Here is a 15,046-nt window from a genome sequence, read left to right as displayed (position 1 = left end):
GCCGGCCCCAGCCTTTGTCAGGTGGTTGGCCGGACGGGCTATTCAGTGGGTAATGCAAGGGATGTTCGTTGACGGCGTAACACCGATTTCGTCATCGCTGAGGTGGCAGCCGGGGTCCTGGCCCCACAAATCACCCTCGGCCCAGGCGCGGGTGCGGGTGTTGCCGTTGCAGATGGGCAACCAGCGGCATTGCGCGCAGCGGCCGCCGACGGCACGGGGATGTTCGCGCAGGCGCGATAGCAGGGCATCCGGCTGATCCAGCCACAACGTGCGGAACGGCGTGCGCCGGACATTGCCTACCGAGTGCTGCCACCAGTAGGTGTCCGGGTGCACTTCGCCGGTGTTGTCGATGTTGGCGATGCCGCTGCCCGACGCGTTACCGCCCCAGGCGCGGAGCATGTTTTCCAGGCGCGGGTAATGTTCGGGTAGGCCCAGGCTTACCCATTGCAGCAGCAGAATGGCGTCGGCATCGTTGTTGCCGCTGACAAAATCAGTGTCGAGACCCTGTTGGATGTCTGCCCAAGCGCGCTCAAAGATCAACGTCATCGCCTCGCGGCTCATTTGCTGGTGCGCGTCGAGTTTGCGACTGCGTTTACCGCGACCGCTGTAGTTGAGGTGTGACAGGTAAAACTTTTGCACGTTGTACTCGCGCATCAGCGCCAGTAACTGGGGCAATTGCCGATGGTTTTCCTGGGTCAGGGTGGTGCGCAGGCCGACGCGAATGCCTTGTTCGCGACAGAGCCGGATCGCCCGCATGGAACGGGCGAAGCTGCCTTTGAGTTGGCGGAAGGCGTCATGGGTGGCTTCCAGTCCATCGATGCTGATGCCGACGTAATCGAAATTCGCTGCGCTGATCTGTTCGATGTTGTGCTCGTCGATCAGCGTGCCGTTGGTGGACAAGGCCACATAGAAACCTTTGGCCCGGGCGTAGGCGCTGAGCACAAACAGATCCTCGCGCAACAGCGGCTCGCCGCCGGAAAGAATCAGCACCTTCACCCCGGCATCGTGCAGGTCGTCGATCACGGTCAGCGCGGCGGCGGTATCCAGTTCGTCGCGAAAAACACTGTCGGCCGAGGTGGCGTAGCAGTGTTTGCAGGTCAGGTTGCAGCGCCTGAGCAGGTTCCAGATAACCACGGGCGGACGGTGAGTGCCCGGTGGGCTGGTTCTGGGCGCAGGCGCCTGGCCGGCCAGCGCACGCAGGTATTGGCTGATCCTCAACATGCAACTCTCCTTGAGTCGGGGCGTGTTCAGCGTAAAACGGGTGGCAAGCGCAAGCCGGTTTTCTTCAGGATGCGGCTGCTCACCAGCATCTCGTCGGCAACACAGGCCTCGCCCAACAAGTAGCGCAGGTGCTCGCGGTAGCTGTTGATCTCATCGCGGCTGCGGCCATGCACCATGGCGAACAGGTTGTAGCGCCATCCGGTTCGGCGCGGGCGGCGATAGCAGTGGCTGACGAAAGGCTGCGCGCCGATCAGTGCGCCGAGGCGCGGTATGTCGGTGTCTCGCACATCCCAGACCGTCATGCCGTTGTGGCGATAGCCCAGTCGGTAGTGATTGGGTACGGCGGCAATGCGCCGAATCGCGCCCTCGGCCTGCAAGCGCTTAAGCAGGTCCAGGGTGGATTGGATGCTTAATTCCAATTGTTCGGCGAGCCACGCCCACGGGTCATCCAGCAACGGCAGACCGGCCTGGGTCAATGCAATCAGACGCTGGGCGAGGGTGTCTTCAGACCGGGAAATACAGACCGACATGGTAGGTCTCCTCTTTAGGCAGGTTGAGCAGGGACAGGCCGGTCAGGGTTTCGATGCGCTGCAGTGTCTCGGCGATGCCTTCTTCGGTCGCGCAGCCAAGTACGAACCACATGTTCCAGGCGTGTTCGCGTCGGTAGTTGTGCGCCACTTCCGGCAGGCCATTGAGCTGTTCGGCGACGTCATCGAAACGTTCTTCCGGCACCGCCAACGCGGCGAGGGTGAAGGCGCCGCCCAGCCGTTCAATGTCGAACATCGGGCCGAAGCGTGTGAGCACGCCATCAGCGAGCAGGGTGTGCAATCGGTCGAGGAGTTCAGTGCTGCTGCTCTGCAGTTCGGCCGCCAATACTCGCCAGGGGTGGCGCACCAGCGGCAAGCCCAATTGCAAACGGTTGATCAGCCGGCGGTCGAGGTCATCCATGGGTCGGTGCTCCGGTGCGCGAGGGCGCAAAACGGCCGCCGCACTGCTTGAAAACCTGGGTGCTGAACAGCAGTTGGTGGGGCAAGTCGCTGAGCAAATGTTCTTCCAGCAGCGCCTGGATGTGCGCCTCCACCTGATCACGTAGCCGCCCGTGCACCATGCAAAACAGGTTGAACCGCCATTGCGGCAAACGCCGGGGCCGTTGATAGCAGAGGTTAATGCCGGGGGCTCGCCCCAGGCGCTGGCCGACTTCGTCGATCAGCGCATCGGGAATATCCAGCACCAGCATGGCGTTGGCGGTAAAGCCCAGCGCTCGATGGTGCAGCACCAGGCCGATACGGCGAAAAAGCCCTTGCTCGCTCCATTCGCGCATTTGTTCGAGTACCTGGTTTTCGTCGGTGTTTATCCGTTCGGCGAGGGCCTGATAGGGGCGCGGCACCAGCGGCAACCCGCCCTCGAGGTGTCGTCGCAGCGCCAGCGCTTGTTGCGGGCTCAAACCTGGCTTCATGGGTGTTCTCCCAGGGCAAAGCCCAGGTCGATGCAATAGGCGGTCAACATCGGCAGGTCCAGCGGCATGAGGCCGGTGTCGTTCTCAAGCGCTTTGAGCACGCGGTCGATGTGTTGGCGATCAGGGCCTGTCAACACAAACCACAGGTTGTAAAAATGCTCCCGTGCGTAGTTGTGATTGACCTCCGGGTACTGACTAACGCGCTCGGCCACCTGTTGCAGGTGTTCGGCGGGCACGGCGAGGGCGGCGAGGGTGCTGGCCCCGGCACGGCTGTGTTCAAACACCGGGCCGATGCGTGAAAGGGTGCCGGCCTGATCCATTTCTTCCAGGCAGGCCATCACCTGGGATTCGCGGCAGCCGAGAATTCTTGCCATCTCTTTGTACGGTGACGGGCACAGTGGCATGCCGTGCTGGAAGCGGTCGATGAGTTGGCGGCTGAGTCGTTCAAGGTCCATTTCAATACCCCATTTTCTGCGCGCGACTGCTGAAGAAGATGCCGCTCGGTGCTCTGGCGGGCAGGGTGCTCAGCAGCTGCAGACGGTACGGATCCCAGACCTGGATCTGATCACCGTCGCGTAATGACAGCCACAATTGGTCGCCGCGTGCGGTGAATTCCATGTGCAGCACCGCTGGCCCGGGGCGCAGGTCGGCGACCACAGCGTGGGTTTCGGTGTCGATAACCTGAACCCGATCGTTGTCCGGGTAGGCGAAGTTGACCCACAGCTGCCGACCGTCCGGGCGCGACGTGACGAACACCGGTTGGCCGGCCACCGGAATCACAGCGGTCTGCTGCCAGGTGCGTGAATCCATCACCAACACTTGATGCCGGCCGACGGCGGGCACGAAGGCCTGGTTGTCAGCGACAGCCCAGCCTTCCAGGTGCGGCATCTTGTAGACCGGGAGTTTCGCCTGGCCGCGTCCGTAGTCGCCGAGTACACGCTGCACGCCGCGCTCCGGGTGCCAGAGGTCGAGTTGGGCCATGCCGTCTTCACCGAACAGGCCGGCCATGTAGTAGCGCCCATCGGGAGTAATCAGGGCGTCATAGGGTTGCTGGCCGATACCGGTGAAGCGGCTGATCTGCGGCGTGCTGCCCTGACTGAAATCGGCGGTCCAGATCTCGCCGGTATCGAACAGGCTGAAGACAAAACGTTGCCCCGGCGCGTCGACCAGCCCGACCACCCGTGAGCGTTTGCTGCCATCGACCAGGGGCGTAGCTGGAATATCGGCCACCAGTTGCAGGGTGTCGGCATCGAACACCTTGACCCCGCCGGGCACGTAGTTGGACACGGCAATCAGCTTGCCGTCCTGACTGATGGCGCCACCAATGCTGTTGCCGCCCTGGATGACGCGATGGTCGATACGCCAGGTCAGCAAGTCGATTTTGCTCAATCCGCCGTCGCGCCCGAACACATAGGCATAGCGCTGGTCACGGGAGAACACCACCGAGGCATGGGACAGGTCGCCAAAACCCTCGAGTCGGGCCAGCGCGGTGTGGGTGTCGCTTTCGATGATTTGTACGCTTGCGGTGGCGCGCTCCACGACCAGGCCCAAGTCGCCGGTGCCACGCAATGGTGGCTGAACGCAAGCGGACAACAACAGCCCGGTCGCCGCTGACAGCAGGATTGAACGGATCATGGTGCGGGATATCCCTGGAGAAGTAGATCGACCAGCCATCGGATGTCGCCGGGGCTGAGCAGCGGAGCCCAACCGGGCATCGCGGTGCCGGGCCGACCTTGGGCGACGGTGGTAATCAGGCTGTCTCTGGATTTGCCGGCCAGCGCTACGCGCGTCAGTTCGGGGCCTAGCCCGCCAGTCAGGTGCAGTCCATGGCAGGCGCCGCAGTCCTGGGTCAGCAAGTGTTCGAGTTGTGCCTGACGCTGGGCGTCCGGCGCCGCAACCGCGGTTGCGCAAATGAGGAGGAGGGCCGTCAGCATCACAGCGTGTCGATACACCATCAAGACGCCCTCCAGGCGGTTATTTGAGTGTCAGTACCCAAGTCGCGAGAATTTTCGCTTCTTCTTCAGTCACCGGGTTGGCCGGCATGGGCATCGGCCCCCAGTTGCCTTGTGTACCGTTCTTGATGTGGCTCGCGAGGGTGTCCACGGCTCCGGGTACGCCAGCGTTCTTGGCCGCTACATCCTTGAGCGCAGGGCCGACAATCTTGGTGTCGATGGAATGACAGGCTGCGCAGGGTTTGCTCTTGAACAGCTCCAGCGCGTCTTGGGCCATGACCGGTTGCACACTCAGCGCAGCGGTCAGGGCGAACAGTGAAAACAGAGTATTTTTCATGGTGTTTCCTTGCATTGATGGAGCTCAATAGATGTCGTGTTGGGTGTTGTAGACGTTGAACTTCCCGGTGGGTGTGATCAGTCGTTTGTCCTTGATGACTGACTTGAGCTTCAGTGTTTTGTCGTCGATCACCACCAGCGCCGACTCGTCTGCCTGGCCACTCCACACGGAGAACCAGACCTCATCGCCGGCCTTGTTGTATTCCGGTTGCACGACGCGCATGGCGCCTTGCTTGATGCCCGCATATTCAGCGATGGGCAGCACGGTGTAGCCAGCGTCGAGTTTGTCGATGTCGAACACCGCCACCGATTGGCTGAGCCTGGCGTCCGGGTTGAGGGGGGTGTCGACGTACAGGTGACGAGAGTCGGGGTGGGTTTTGATAAACAGCGATCCGCCGCCCTGTCCCTTGAGCGAGGCGACCTGCTTCCAGGCGTATTGCGGGTGTTTGGTCGGGTCGGTGCCGATCAGCGAGATACCGTCATCACCCAGATGGCTGGTGGCCCAGACCGGGCCATAGGTCGGGTGGTTGAAGTTGGCGCCGCGACCCGGGTGCGGGGTTTTGCCGACGTCCACCAGCGCGGTCAACTTGCGCTCCTTGGAGTCGATCACGGCGACCTTGTTGGAGTTGTTGGCGGCGGTCATGAAGTAGCGGTGTGTGCTGTCCCAACCGCCGTCATGCAGGAAGGGCGCAGCATCGATGTAGGTGACAGTGAGGTTTTTGATGTCCTGGTAATTGACCAGCATCACCTTGCCGGTTTCCTTGACGTTGACGATGAACTCCGGCCATTCGTGGGAGGCGATGATCGCCGCGACCCGAGGCTCCGGGTGGTATTCCTGTTTGTCGACGGTCATGCCGCGGGTCGAAACGATCTGCTTCGGCTCCAGGGTTTCGCCATCCATGATGGTGAATTGCGGCGGCCAATAAGAACCGGCGATGGTGTATTTGTCTTCGTAGCCTTTGAACTTTGAGGTCTCGACCGAGCGTGCCTCGATGCCCACTTTGACTTCGGCGACCTTGGTCGGCTCCACCGGCCAGAGGTCGATCATGTCGATCCGGGCGTCTCGGCCAATCACCAACAGATAGCGACCCGAAGCAGAAATGCGCGAGATGTGCACCGCGTAACCGGTCTCTATCAGCTTGACGATCTTCTTGCTGTCACCGTCGATCAGGGCGATCTTGCCGTCATCGCGCAACGTCACCGAAAACAGGTTCGGCAGGTTGAGTTTGCTCAGCTGCTTCTTCGGACGATCTTCGGGTTTGACCAACACTTTCCAGGTTTTCAGCGTCTCGGCCATGCCCCATTCCGGTGGCGTCGGCGGCGTGTGCTGAATGAACTTGGCCATGACTGTGATCTGATCCTTTGTCAGCGCATTGGACGTCCCCCAGTTCGGCATGCCCGCCGGCGACCCATAGGTAATCAAGGCCTCCAGGTACGGCTGCCCGCGGTTCTGGGTAATGTCCGGCGTCAGCGGTTTGCCCGTGGCCCCTTTGCGCAAAACGCCGTGGCAGCCTGCGCAGCGCTGGAAGTAGATGTCCTTGGATGAGTCGAACTCGGCCTGGCTCATGTCGGGAGCGCCGGCGGTTTTGACCATGGGCGGATTGGCCGCAGCGGCGGCGGGCTCGTCAGCGCTGGCGGCATGACTCACCGCCAGGGCCGGTGACGAACACAATGTGGCGAGGGTCAGGGCAAACATTTTTCTGTTGCTGATCAGCATTCCATTTCTCCTCAGGCAAGACCTTTGCGATGTGCTGAAACGGCAGCGCAGCACGCAGGTTCTCAGTGCCGTGCAAGGCTATGCCCGAGCAGGCCATTGTTCGCTTGACGACGATCAAGTTTGTCGGCCATCTCACTTGCCAGGTTGTCGCAGGGGACCGTAGCGTGTTCCTTGAATCCGCTTTTGGAACAGGCAGCCATGGACCGTATCCAGCCTTGCGAACACCCGACCGAACCCTTCTACCAACCGCTCAATAATGAGGAGGTGCTGTTCGAACAAGCCTGGCGTCACGGCATGCCAGTACTGATCAAGGGGCCGACGGGCTGCGGCAAAACCCGTTTCGTCCAGCACATGGCCCATCGGCTGAAACTGCCGCTGTACACCGTGGCTTGTCATGACGATCTGAGCGCGGCCGACCTGATCGGCCGCCACCTGATCGGTGCCCAGGGCACCTGGTGGCAGGACGGACCGCTGACCCGCGCGGTGCGTGAAGGCGGCATCTGTTACCTCGACGAAGTGGTCGAGGCGCGTCAGGACACCGTGGTGGTGTTGCATCCATTGGCCGATGATCGTCGTGAACTGTTCCTGGAACGCACCGGCGAAGTGCTGAAGGCGCCGCCGTCCTTCATGCTGGTGGTCTCCTACAACCCCGGTTACCAGAACCTGCTCAAAGGCATGAAACCCAGCACCCGCCAGCGTTTCGTGGCGATGCGTTTCGGCTATCCACCGGTGGCCGACGAGGAACGTATCGTGGCCCGGGAAGCCCAGGTGGACAACGCGCTGGCGGCGCAAGTGGTGCGGTTGGGCCAGGCGCTGCGCCGGCTCGATCAACATGATCTGGAAGAGGTCGCCTCAACGCGGCTGCTGATTTTTACCGCGCGCATGATCCGCTCCGGCATGAGCCCGCGTGAGGCCTGCATGGCCTGCCTGGCCGAGCCGCTGAGCGACGATCCGTTGACCGTTGCCGCGCTGATGGACGTGGTTGATGTCCACTTCGGCTGAGTCCACGGGCGTCTTGCGCCGTCACTTGCCGGGCGATCTGGCGATGTGGTTTTTCATTCTGGCCGAGCTGTCGGTGTTCGCCATCCTGATCCTGGCGTTCGCCGTGACCCAAGCGATCAAGCCGCAGATGTTCAGTGAAAGCCGCCTGTTGCTGAACACCTCAACCGGGTTGGCGATGACCCTGAGCCTGCTCACTGCGGGGCTGTTCGCCGCGCTGGCGCAAGCGCAAGTCAGGCGCTCGCGGCCGCGTCACAGTGCGGTCTTCCTGCTGATGGCGTTACTCGTCGCCAGTGTTTACGTGGTGCTGAAACTCACGGAATACCGGCACTTGCTCGCCTCGGGGCTGGGCATGGAGCACAACACCTTTTTCACCCTCTACTGGATCCTCACCGGTTTTCATTTTCTCCACGTACTGCTCGGCATGGTCATTCTCGGGTGGCTCGCGGAGCGCTGTCGCCGTGGCTTGTATGACGCCAGCAAGCGCAGCGGTTTTGAATCCGGCGTGCTCTATTGGCACATGGTCGATCTGATCTGGGTCATGCTGTTTCCGCTGGTCTACGTGCTGAGTTGACGAGGTTTTCATGTCTGTTTCCAGGGTATTGCTCGTCTGTTGGGCGGCGCTTGCCACGTTAAGTGTGTGCACTGTCGTCCTGGCGCACGTTGGCGCGACATCGCTGCTGTCGATGGCCATCTTGCTGGTGGCGGTCGGCAAGGCCTGGCTGATCACCGACGGCTTCATGGAGATGCGCCACGCACCGCGACTGTGGCGGCGGTTGATGTTGAGCTGGGCGCTGGTGTTGGCGACGGTGGTAGGCCTGACACTGGTGTCGTTCCGTTAACCAATCCCTGTAGCAGCAGGCTTCGCCAGCTGCTACAGGGACCGAGTAGGGCTCAAGTGTAATACCCGACCAAAACCATCTGACTTTCTTGATCGCCATCAAGCAGGTTTCAACCCTTCGCTTCCTATCATGGACGGGCCAAGCAAAGAGGAAGCGACCATGTCAGAGACCTTCACCAAAGGCATGGCCAGGAACATCTATTTCGGGGGAAGCATCTTCTTCTTCCTGATATTCCTGGCCTTGACCTATCACACGGAACAGACCTTTCCAGCCCGCAGTAATGAGGCGCAACTCACCGAATCCGTGGTGCGCGGAAAGTTGGTCTGGGAGCAAAACAACTGCATCGGCTGCCACACGCTGCTGGGCGAGGGCGCCTACTTTGCGCCTGAGCTGGGCAATGTGTTCCAGCGGCGCGGTGGGGAAGCGGGCTTCAAACCCTTTCTGCATGCCTGGATGAAAATGCAGCCATTGGGCGTACCCGGCCGGCGCGCGATGCCGCAATTCAAGTTGAGCGACCAGGAGGTGGATGACATCGCCGAGTTCCTCAAATGGAGCTCGAACATCAACACCAATGGCTGGCCGCCAAACAAGGAGGGCTAAGCGATGAGCGTTGCCAATCCACATCTGAAATTCGCCTCGCAAGCCGTGGCCAAACCGTACTTCGTGTTCGCCCTGATCCTGTTTCTCGGTCAGGTGTTGTTCGGTTTGATCATGGGTCTGCAATACGTGATAGGGGACTTTCTGTTCCCGATCATCCCCTTCAACGTGGCGCGGATGGTGCACACCAACCTGCTGATCGTCTGGCTGCTGTTCGGCTTCATGGGCGCCGCCTACTACCTGATTCCGGAAGAGGCCGATCGCGAACTGCACAGCCCTAAACTGGCGATCATTCTGTTCTGGGTATTCGCCGCCGCGGGTGTGCTGACGATCCTGGGCTATCTGCTGGTGCCGTATGCCGGCCTGGCCAGGCTGACCCACAACGAACTGCTGCCGACCATGGGCCGGGAGTTCCTGGAGCAACCGACCATCACCAAGATGGGCATTGTGGTGGTGTGCCTGGGCTTCCTCTACAACATCGGCATGACCCTGCTCAAAGGTCGCAAGACCACCGTCAGCATGGTGATGATGACCGGGTTGATCGGGCTCGCGGTGTTCTTCCTGTTCTCCTTCTATAACCCCGGCAACCTGGCCCGCGACAAGTTCTACTGGTGGTGGGTGGTGCATCTTTGGGTGGAAGGCGTGTGGGAACTGATCATGGGTTCGATGCTCGCGTTCGTCCTGATCAAGATCACCGGGGTAGACCGGGAAGTCGTGGAGAAATGGCTGTATGTGATCATCGCCATGGCGCTGATTACCGGGATCATCGGCACCGGTCACCACTTCTTCTGGATTGGTGCGCCTGAGGTCTGGTTGTGGGTCGGTTCAATTTTCTCGGCACTCGAACCGCTGCCGTTCCTGGCCATGGTGATCTTCGCCTTCAGCATGGTGAAGAACCGCCGCCGGCAACACCCGAACCGCGCCGCCACCCTGTGGGCCAAGGGAACCGTCGTCACAGCGTTCTTCGGTGCTGGCGTCTGGGGCTTTTTACATACCCTGGCACCGGTCAACTTCTACACCCACGGTTCGCAACTGACGGCGGCGCACGGCCACCTGGCTTTCTACGGTGCTTACGCGATGATCGTGATGACCTTGATCAGCTACGCCATGCCACGACTGCGCGGGTTGGGTGAAGCAGGCGATGAGCGCTCGCAGACCTTCGAAATCTGGGGCTTCTGGTTGATGACCCTGTCGATGGTGATGATCACGCTGTTCCTCACCGCAGCCGGTGTCGTTCAGGTTTACCTGCAACGCTGGCAGGTCGATGGTGTCGCGTTGCCCTTCATGGCCACGGTCGAACATCTGCAGGTGCTGTTCTGGGCCCGTTTTGGCGCCGGTCTTGGTTTCCTTGCGGGACTGCTCTGTTACCTGTTCAGCTTCAAGCAACGTGGCCGCGCAGCGTTGCGCGCCCCGGCGGCCGTGGTGCCTTCATGAGCCGCTGGCACGGCTAGAAAAGGTCGGCCCGGCTGATACAGCGGGCCGTTTTTTTGCTTTACAAAAAAGGGCAATGATCATGGCCTTTACCGTCGAACTGGAAGAGTGGGTCGGCAGCGTCTGGCATCGCTTCATCACCCGGCGCGCCAGCCCGGACTTCCCCGAGGCACGCGTCGAACTGGCCAGCCAGCAACGTCCGCTGGCGCTGCTGTTTCGCGCCATGGGCGGCGCCAGTGGCATCGGTGTCGAAGCCGCCAGTGACCGCGATCTGCTGTTGCGGCGCAATGTGCTGCAGCAGATCGCCGGTACCTGCAAGCAAGTGCCCCTGGCGTGGTGCGACGCGAGCAACCTTCGTCTGCCGTCGAGCCTCGCGGTGTTTCCCGAAATCGCACTGAACGAGGAACTCTATCGTTGGCTCGCCTTGCTGGCGGCACAGGCCGGCCAAATGCGGCACTGGGGCCGGGACAATCAACGCTGGACGCAACTGCTGTTACGGCGTTATCCCGCGTTGCGTACCCGGTACAAACGCCTGGTCGATGCTCACCTGCAATTGCGCCCGGATCCGGCCACATTGAGTCGTGGCGAAGCGGCCCTGGAACGGGCGTTATGCCAGGCGCTGCGCGAGCCCGGCAGTGTCGAACATTTTCCCCGCAGCGAACGGGCCGCGTGGCCGTTGCCGCTGTGGTTGTACCCGCCGCAAAACCTCGCGAGCCCGCAGGCTGCCGACCTGGGGGAGGAGTCCGAAGAATCGTTGACGACCCCTCCCGGTGAGCAAAAGGGCGCAAGCAAACGCGCCAAGCGGATCGATGAAAGCACCCGCGATGGCGGGTTGTTAATCGTGCGTCTGGAGAACCTGTTCAGCTGGACCGAACACGTGGACCTGGATCGCTGGTCGGACGACAGTGAGGACCCGGACGCGGCCAAAGTCGCCGAGGATCTCGACGAGTTGAGCCTGTCGCGCACCCGTCTGCGCAAGGGCGGCGGCCTCAAGCTGCACCTGGATTTACCGCCGGCCGATGTCGACGATATTCCCCTGGGCGAGGGCATCAAGTTGCCGGAGTGGGACTATCGCAAACAGCAGATGCAAGACGCCTTCGTCAATCTGCAAATGATGGTGCCCCGGGACTGCGAGGCGCAGCCACTGCCGCCACGGCTGAAAGCTTCGGCGCACCGTCTGCGGCGCCAGTTCGAGCATCTGCGCAATGACCGCCAATGGTTACGCCAGCAACCCCAAGGGTCTGAACTGGATATGCAGGCCTGGCTGGATTTTCACGTTGAACGCGAGCATGGCCAGTGTGCGGAACGCGGTTTATTCATGGAACAACGGCAGACACGCCGTGACCTGGCGTGCCTGTTGCTGGCCGATGTGTCGATGTCCACCGACGCGCACTTGAACGATGAGCATCGGGTGATTGATGTCATCCGCGACAGCTTGCTGCTGTTCGGTGAGACCCTGTCGGTGCTCGGTGATGATTTCGCCCTGTACGGGTTTTCCTCGTTGCGCCGTCATCAAGTGCGGATGCAGGAACTCAAGTCTTTCACCCAGCGTTATGACGACAGCACCCGCGGTCGTATTCAAGGGCTAAAACCGGGTTATTACACGCGCATGGGCGCCGCCATCCGCCAGGCCACCCAACTGCTGGGCAAGAGCAAGCGCCGCAGCAAACTGTTGCTATTGCTCACGGATGGCAAACCGAACGATCTGGACTTGTACGAGGGACGTTACGGCGTTGAAGACACCCGCGAAGCGGTGCTGGAGGCGCGGCGCAAGGGGTTGACGCCGTTTTGCATCACGATTGATCACGAGGCCGGGGATTACCTGCCTTACATGTTCGGCGCCAATGGCTACACCTTGATCCGTCAGCCCGAGCAATTACCCCTGCGATTGCCGCAGCTGTACCGCCAGTTGACCCAACCTTGAGGGGGGCACGCAGCATCAACTGCTGCCGCGTGGCAGCCAGAAAAACATCGTCACGCAGAAGATCGTCAGGCCGATGCAGAACCACGTGAATCGGCGCAGCCGACGTTGCGCCGCGTGTGCGGCCAATACCGGCAGGGGCATGCCGCACTGGAGGCACTCGGTTTCTTGTGCGGGGTTGGCGCGTTGGCAATACAGACAGACGGGCAGGGCACTCACTCGAACTGTTCCAGGCGCAGACGATCGAGAATGGCGATCTGGCGGCCGTCCTGGGTGATGATGTTTTCATCGATCAGGCGACGGATGATCCGCGAAAAGGTTTCCGGCTGGATCGACAGGTGCCCGGCAATCAGTTGCTTGGCCATTGGCAGTTCGAATTGGCTGCCAACGGTTTGCTGGCGCACCAGTTGCGTCAGCAGATAACGCACGACCCGGTGGGTAGCGTTTTTCAATGACAGGGTTTCGATTTCGTTGACCCGTTGATGCAAGCGAACGCACAGCTTGCCGAGCAGCGCAAAGGTCAGTCGGCTGTTACTTTGCAGCAGGCGCATATAGGTGTTGTTGGATAACCGATAGAGCTGAGTGGGGCAGATCGCTTCGGCCGAGGCCACATAGTTCGGGGTGTCCATCAGCATCATCGCTTCGGCGAAGGTTTGCCGGTCACCAATGACCTCAAACACTTTCTCCTGCCCGTCGGGCGTCAGGCGATAGATTTTCACCGCGCCGGCAATCACGAAATAGAACGAGTCTGCCGGCTCGCCCTGACGGAACAACGGTTCGCCTTTGTCGATGCTCAGCAAGTGGCTGGTACTCATCAACTCATCCAGCTGTTCTTCGTTCAACGGCTCGAACAAGTGATGGCTGCGCAGAATCTGGTGATGGACGCGATGAAGCACCATAAAAATTCATCCTGAGGTTTGAGGAGGGGATGGCGATCAAGTCAAACGAGGCCCAGCGAGACACCGCTGGCCAACGCCAGCACCGAGGTCAGCACCACAAACCAGGCCAATGGCTGGATGACTTTTTTCATGACGACTCCTGGGGTTCGAGAAGGATCAAGTTTTCCTTGATTTCTGAACCATTGAGCAAGACGCGGGCCATGCCTGGAGTCCGTTGTTTACTGGGGTTGTCAGATAGGAGGGTAAAAACGACTATGGGGTTTAGGGTTCAAATAACCCTTAAATGGTCATTTCTACCCTGAACCCCATCCCGCAGGGAGCAGGTCCTCTCACCACAGGGGGCGAATGAACATCAGGGCACGGCCCTTGCACACTTGATCTGCGACAAAGGCAATTAATCGTCAATACCCGATGATTGCCCCCGGACTTGCCTTGACGCGTGTGGGTTGGCGTCAGGTCAGCAGCAAGGTAAAGGAGTAGCTTTATGCAAGTGCTTGACCGCCGTAAAGCGATGGCTATCGCGCCGCTGTTGCGTTTGGCCTTTCGGCCATTTTTCCTCGCCGGCTGCCTGCTGGCGGTGCTGGTCATTCCACTCTGGCTGTTCGCCTTCAGTGGTGAGCTTTCCGGCTGGCAGCCGGCGGGTGGCTGGCTGGGCTGGCATCGACACGAATTGCTGTTCGGATTCGGCTTGGCGATCATCGCCGGCTTTCTGCTGACGGCGGTGCAGACCTGGACCGGTCGCCCCGGCATCAGCGGGCAACCACTGGCCATGTTGGCGCTGCTGTGGTTATTGGCGCGCGTGGCCTGGCTGGTCAATGCACCGTTGCCGGTGCTCGCGGTGCTGGAACTGGCGTTCCCGCTGGCGGTGGCTGCGCTCATGGGATTCACCTTGTGGAAGGTGCGGCAGAAACGTAACTACCCCATTGCGGTGGTGTTGCTGCTGTTAGCGGCGGCCGATGGGTTGTCCCTGTATGGTCTGGTCGAAGGTCATGAAGGCTGGCAGCGTCAAGGCGTGTTGACGGGTCTGTGGCTGGTGGCGGCAATGATGGGTTTGATCGGTGGGCGCGTCATTCCGTTCTTCATCCAGCGCGGCCTCGGCAAGGTCGAGGGCGTTACCCCTTGGCCGTGGCTGGATTGGCTGCTGCTGATTGGCTCACCGCTGGTGGCGTTGCTCTATGCCGCGGGACCTGCGCTTGTCCCCGATTTCTGGGTGGGCCTGTTGTTCGCGGTGTTGGCCGCAGGGCATCTGGTGCGCCTGGTGCGCTGGCATGATCGCGCCCTCTGGCATGTGCCGTTGTTGTGGTCGTTGTACCTGGCTTATGCCTGGTTGGCGGTGGCCTGTCTCGGGATGGCGCTGTGGCATTTCGGTGTGCCGATCAATTCGAGTCTGGCGGTGCATTGCCTGACCATTGGTGCCATGGGTGGCCTGGTGCTGGCGATGATTGCACGGGTCAGCCTGGGGCATACCGGCCGCGCGCTGGAGCCGCCGTCGGGCATGACCCTGGCGTTCATTCTGCTCAACCTGGCCTGTCTGAGCCGGGTCGTGTTGATCCTGTTTTTCCCCTTGCCGGCGTTGTGGCTGGCGGGTCTGTGTTGGGTGCTGGCGTTTGCGCTATACGCCTGGCGCTATGGGCCGATGCTATTGCAGTCCCGAGTGGACGGCCATCCGGGCTAA

The 15,046-nt window shown here is 61.0% G+C and carries 18 protein-coding genes; 7 read left to right on the top strand and 11 right to left on the bottom strand.

Going from position 1 to position 15,046, the window contains the following annotated elements; genetic code table 11:
* Positions 1 to 42: 42 nt before the first annotated feature.
* From nirJ to H8F22_RS12080, 9 genes are read right to left on the bottom strand one after another with little or no spacing between them, the layout of a single operon-like run.
* Positions 43 to 1,221, bottom strand: coding sequence for a heme d1 biosynthesis radical SAM protein NirJ (gene nirJ, locus H8F22_RS12120; RefSeq protein ID WP_194940205.1), 1,179 nt, complete (start codon positions 1,219 to 1,221; stop codon positions 43 to 45).
* A 26-nt stretch (positions 1,222 to 1,247) separates the two neighbouring features.
* Positions 1,248 to 1,751: a siroheme decarboxylase subunit beta gene (gene ahbB, locus H8F22_RS12115; RefSeq protein WP_059182801.1), complete on the bottom strand. Its 504-nt coding sequence runs from the start codon at positions 1,749 to 1,751 to the stop codon at positions 1,248 to 1,250.
* The gene (locus H8F22_RS12110) at positions 1,726 to 2,169 is read right to left on the bottom strand and encodes an Lrp/AsnC family transcriptional regulator (RefSeq protein ID WP_027923658.1); all 444 of its coding nucleotides are present in this window, start codon (positions 2,167 to 2,169) and stop codon (positions 1,726 to 1,728) included. The genes ahbB (H8F22_RS12115) and H8F22_RS12110 overlap by 26 nt, the downstream gene beginning before the upstream one ends.
* On the bottom strand, positions 2,162 to 2,677 hold the full coding sequence (ahbB, locus tag H8F22_RS12105; protein ID WP_194940204.1) for a siroheme decarboxylase subunit beta: 516 nt from the start codon (positions 2,675 to 2,677) through the stop codon (positions 2,162 to 2,164). The genes H8F22_RS12110 and ahbB (H8F22_RS12105) overlap by 8 nt, the downstream gene beginning before the upstream one ends.
* Positions 2,674 to 3,132, bottom strand: a complete 459-nt coding sequence (locus tag H8F22_RS12100) for an Lrp/AsnC family transcriptional regulator (protein WP_059182802.1) — start codon at positions 3,130 to 3,132, stop codon at positions 2,674 to 2,676. Before H8F22_RS12100 ends, ahbB (H8F22_RS12105) begins: the two co-directional genes overlap by 4 nt.
* A 1-nt stretch (position 3,133) precedes the next feature.
* Positions 3,134 to 4,312, bottom strand: a complete 1,179-nt coding sequence (locus tag H8F22_RS12095; protein WP_059182803.1) for a cytochrome D1 domain-containing protein — start codon at positions 4,310 to 4,312, stop codon at positions 3,134 to 3,136.
* Positions 4,309 to 4,632 carry a c-type cytochrome gene (locus tag H8F22_RS12090; RefSeq protein WP_059182804.1) on the bottom strand — a complete coding sequence of 108 codons (324 nt, stop codon included), beginning with the start codon at positions 4,630 to 4,632 and terminating at the stop codon, positions 4,309 to 4,311. Before H8F22_RS12090 ends, H8F22_RS12095 begins: the two co-directional genes overlap by 4 nt.
* 19 nt (positions 4,633 to 4,651) lie before the next feature.
* The gene (locus H8F22_RS12085; protein WP_027923663.1) at positions 4,652 to 4,966 is read right to left on the bottom strand and encodes a c-type cytochrome; all 315 of its coding nucleotides are present in this window, start codon (positions 4,964 to 4,966) and stop codon (positions 4,652 to 4,654) included.
* Between the two features lie 24 nt (positions 4,967 to 4,990).
* Positions 4,991 to 6,682, bottom strand: coding sequence for a nitrite reductase (locus H8F22_RS12080; RefSeq protein WP_194940203.1), 1,692 nt, complete (start codon positions 6,680 to 6,682; stop codon positions 4,991 to 4,993).
* A 198-nt stretch (positions 6,683 to 6,880) separates the two neighbouring features.
* On the opposite strand from H8F22_RS12080, the gene H8F22_RS12075 reads away from it, so the two are divergent.
* From H8F22_RS12075 to H8F22_RS12050, 6 genes are all read left to right on the top strand, one after another.
* A complete protein-coding gene (locus H8F22_RS12075; protein WP_027923665.1) occupies positions 6,881 to 7,684 on the top strand; it encodes a CbbQ/NirQ/NorQ/GpvN family protein in 804 nt (267 codons plus the stop codon).
* Positions 7,668 to 8,255 carry a cytochrome c oxidase subunit 3 family protein gene (locus tag H8F22_RS12070; protein ID WP_027923666.1) on the top strand — a complete coding sequence of 196 codons (588 nt, stop codon included), beginning with the start codon at positions 7,668 to 7,670 and terminating at the stop codon, positions 8,253 to 8,255. Before H8F22_RS12075 ends, H8F22_RS12070 begins: the two co-directional genes overlap by 17 nt.
* Positions 8,256 to 8,265: 10 nt before the next feature.
* Positions 8,266 to 8,523, top strand: coding sequence for a cytochrome C oxidase subunit IV family protein (locus tag H8F22_RS12065; protein WP_059182807.1), 258 nt, complete (start codon positions 8,266 to 8,268; stop codon positions 8,521 to 8,523).
* A 159-nt stretch (positions 8,524 to 8,682) separates the two neighbouring features.
* Positions 8,683 to 9,123 (top strand): c-type cytochrome, encoded by a 441-nt coding sequence (locus H8F22_RS12060; protein WP_010460184.1) that lies wholly within the window; start codon positions 8,683 to 8,685, stop codon positions 9,121 to 9,123.
* Between the two features lie 3 nt (positions 9,124 to 9,126).
* The gene (locus H8F22_RS12055) at positions 9,127 to 10,554 is read left to right on the top strand and encodes a cbb3-type cytochrome c oxidase subunit I (protein WP_027923669.1); all 1,428 of its coding nucleotides are present in this window, start codon (positions 9,127 to 9,129) and stop codon (positions 10,552 to 10,554) included.
* A 79-nt stretch (positions 10,555 to 10,633) separates the two neighbouring features.
* Complete coding sequence (locus tag H8F22_RS12050; protein ID WP_059183086.1) at positions 10,634 to 12,475, top strand: nitric oxide reductase activation protein NorD; 1,842 nt, start codon at positions 10,634 to 10,636, stop codon at positions 12,473 to 12,475.
* A gap of 15 nt (positions 12,476 to 12,490) precedes the next feature.
* Here the strand turns inward: H8F22_RS12050 and H8F22_RS12045 are convergent, their stop codons facing one another.
* Positions 12,491 to 12,691, bottom strand: a complete 201-nt coding sequence (locus H8F22_RS12045; RefSeq protein ID WP_027923671.1) for a hypothetical protein — start codon at positions 12,689 to 12,691, stop codon at positions 12,491 to 12,493.
* Positions 12,688 to 13,371, bottom strand: coding sequence for a Crp/Fnr family transcriptional regulator (locus H8F22_RS12040; RefSeq protein ID WP_059182808.1), 684 nt, complete (start codon positions 13,369 to 13,371; stop codon positions 12,688 to 12,690). Before H8F22_RS12040 ends, H8F22_RS12045 begins: the two co-directional genes overlap by 4 nt.
* Positions 13,372 to 13,855: 484 nt before the next feature.
* On the opposite strand from H8F22_RS12040, the gene H8F22_RS12035 reads away from it, so the two are divergent.
* The gene (locus H8F22_RS12035) at positions 13,856 to 15,046 is read left to right on the top strand and encodes an NnrS family protein (protein ID WP_059182809.1); all 1,191 of its coding nucleotides are present in this window, start codon (positions 13,856 to 13,858) and stop codon (positions 15,044 to 15,046) included.

The sequence above is a fragment of the Pseudomonas mucoides genome (assembly GCF_015461845.1).
Classification (GTDB): domain Bacteria; phylum Pseudomonadota; class Gammaproteobacteria; order Pseudomonadales; family Pseudomonadaceae; genus Aquipseudomonas; species Aquipseudomonas mucoides.
This window is presented reverse-complemented; position numbering and strand designations above follow the sequence as displayed.

Excerpts from the sequence above, each read along its gene's own strand:
- nirJ (WP_194940205.1), bottom strand. The coding sequence starts at position 1,221 with ATGTTGAGGATCAGCCAATACCTGCGTGCGCTGGCCGGCCAGGCGCCT.
- ahbB (WP_059182801.1), bottom strand. The coding sequence starts at position 1,751 with ATGTCGGTCTGTATTTCCCGGTCTGAAGACACCCTCGCCCAGCGTCTG.
- H8F22_RS12110 (WP_027923658.1), bottom strand. The coding sequence starts at position 2,169 with ATGGATGACCTCGACCGCCGGCTGATCAACCGTTTGCAATTGGGCTTG.
- ahbB (WP_194940204.1), bottom strand. The coding sequence starts at position 2,677 with ATGAAGCCAGGTTTGAGCCCGCAACAAGCGCTGGCGCTGCGACGACAC.
- H8F22_RS12100 (WP_059182802.1), bottom strand. The coding sequence starts at position 3,132 with ATGGACCTTGAACGACTCAGCCGCCAACTCATCGACCGCTTCCAGCAC.
- H8F22_RS12095 (WP_059182803.1), bottom strand. The coding sequence starts at position 4,312 with ATGATCCGTTCAATCCTGCTGTCAGCGGCGACCGGGCTGTTGTTGTCC.
- H8F22_RS12090 (WP_059182804.1), bottom strand. The coding sequence starts at position 4,632 with ATGGTGTATCGACACGCTGTGATGCTGACGGCCCTCCTCCTCATTTGC.
- H8F22_RS12085 (WP_027923663.1), bottom strand. The coding sequence starts at position 4,966 with ATGAAAAATACTCTGTTTTCACTGTTCGCCCTGACCGCTGCGCTGAGT.
- H8F22_RS12080 (WP_194940203.1), bottom strand. The coding sequence starts at position 6,682 with ATGCTGATCAGCAACAGAAAAATGTTTGCCCTGACCCTCGCCACATTG.
- H8F22_RS12075 (WP_027923665.1), top strand. The coding sequence starts at position 6,881 with ATGGACCGTATCCAGCCTTGCGAACACCCGACCGAACCCTTCTACCAA.
- H8F22_RS12070 (WP_027923666.1), top strand. The coding sequence starts at position 7,668 with ATGTCCACTTCGGCTGAGTCCACGGGCGTCTTGCGCCGTCACTTGCCG.
- H8F22_RS12065 (WP_059182807.1), top strand. The coding sequence starts at position 8,266 with ATGTCTGTTTCCAGGGTATTGCTCGTCTGTTGGGCGGCGCTTGCCACG.
- H8F22_RS12060 (WP_010460184.1), top strand. The coding sequence starts at position 8,683 with ATGTCAGAGACCTTCACCAAAGGCATGGCCAGGAACATCTATTTCGGG.
- H8F22_RS12055 (WP_027923669.1), top strand. The coding sequence starts at position 9,127 with ATGAGCGTTGCCAATCCACATCTGAAATTCGCCTCGCAAGCCGTGGCC.
- H8F22_RS12050 (WP_059183086.1), top strand. The coding sequence starts at position 10,634 with ATGGCCTTTACCGTCGAACTGGAAGAGTGGGTCGGCAGCGTCTGGCAT.
- H8F22_RS12040 (WP_059182808.1), bottom strand. The coding sequence starts at position 13,371 with ATGGTGCTTCATCGCGTCCATCACCAGATTCTGCGCAGCCATCACTTG.
- H8F22_RS12035 (WP_059182809.1), top strand. The coding sequence starts at position 13,856 with ATGCAAGTGCTTGACCGCCGTAAAGCGATGGCTATCGCGCCGCTGTTG.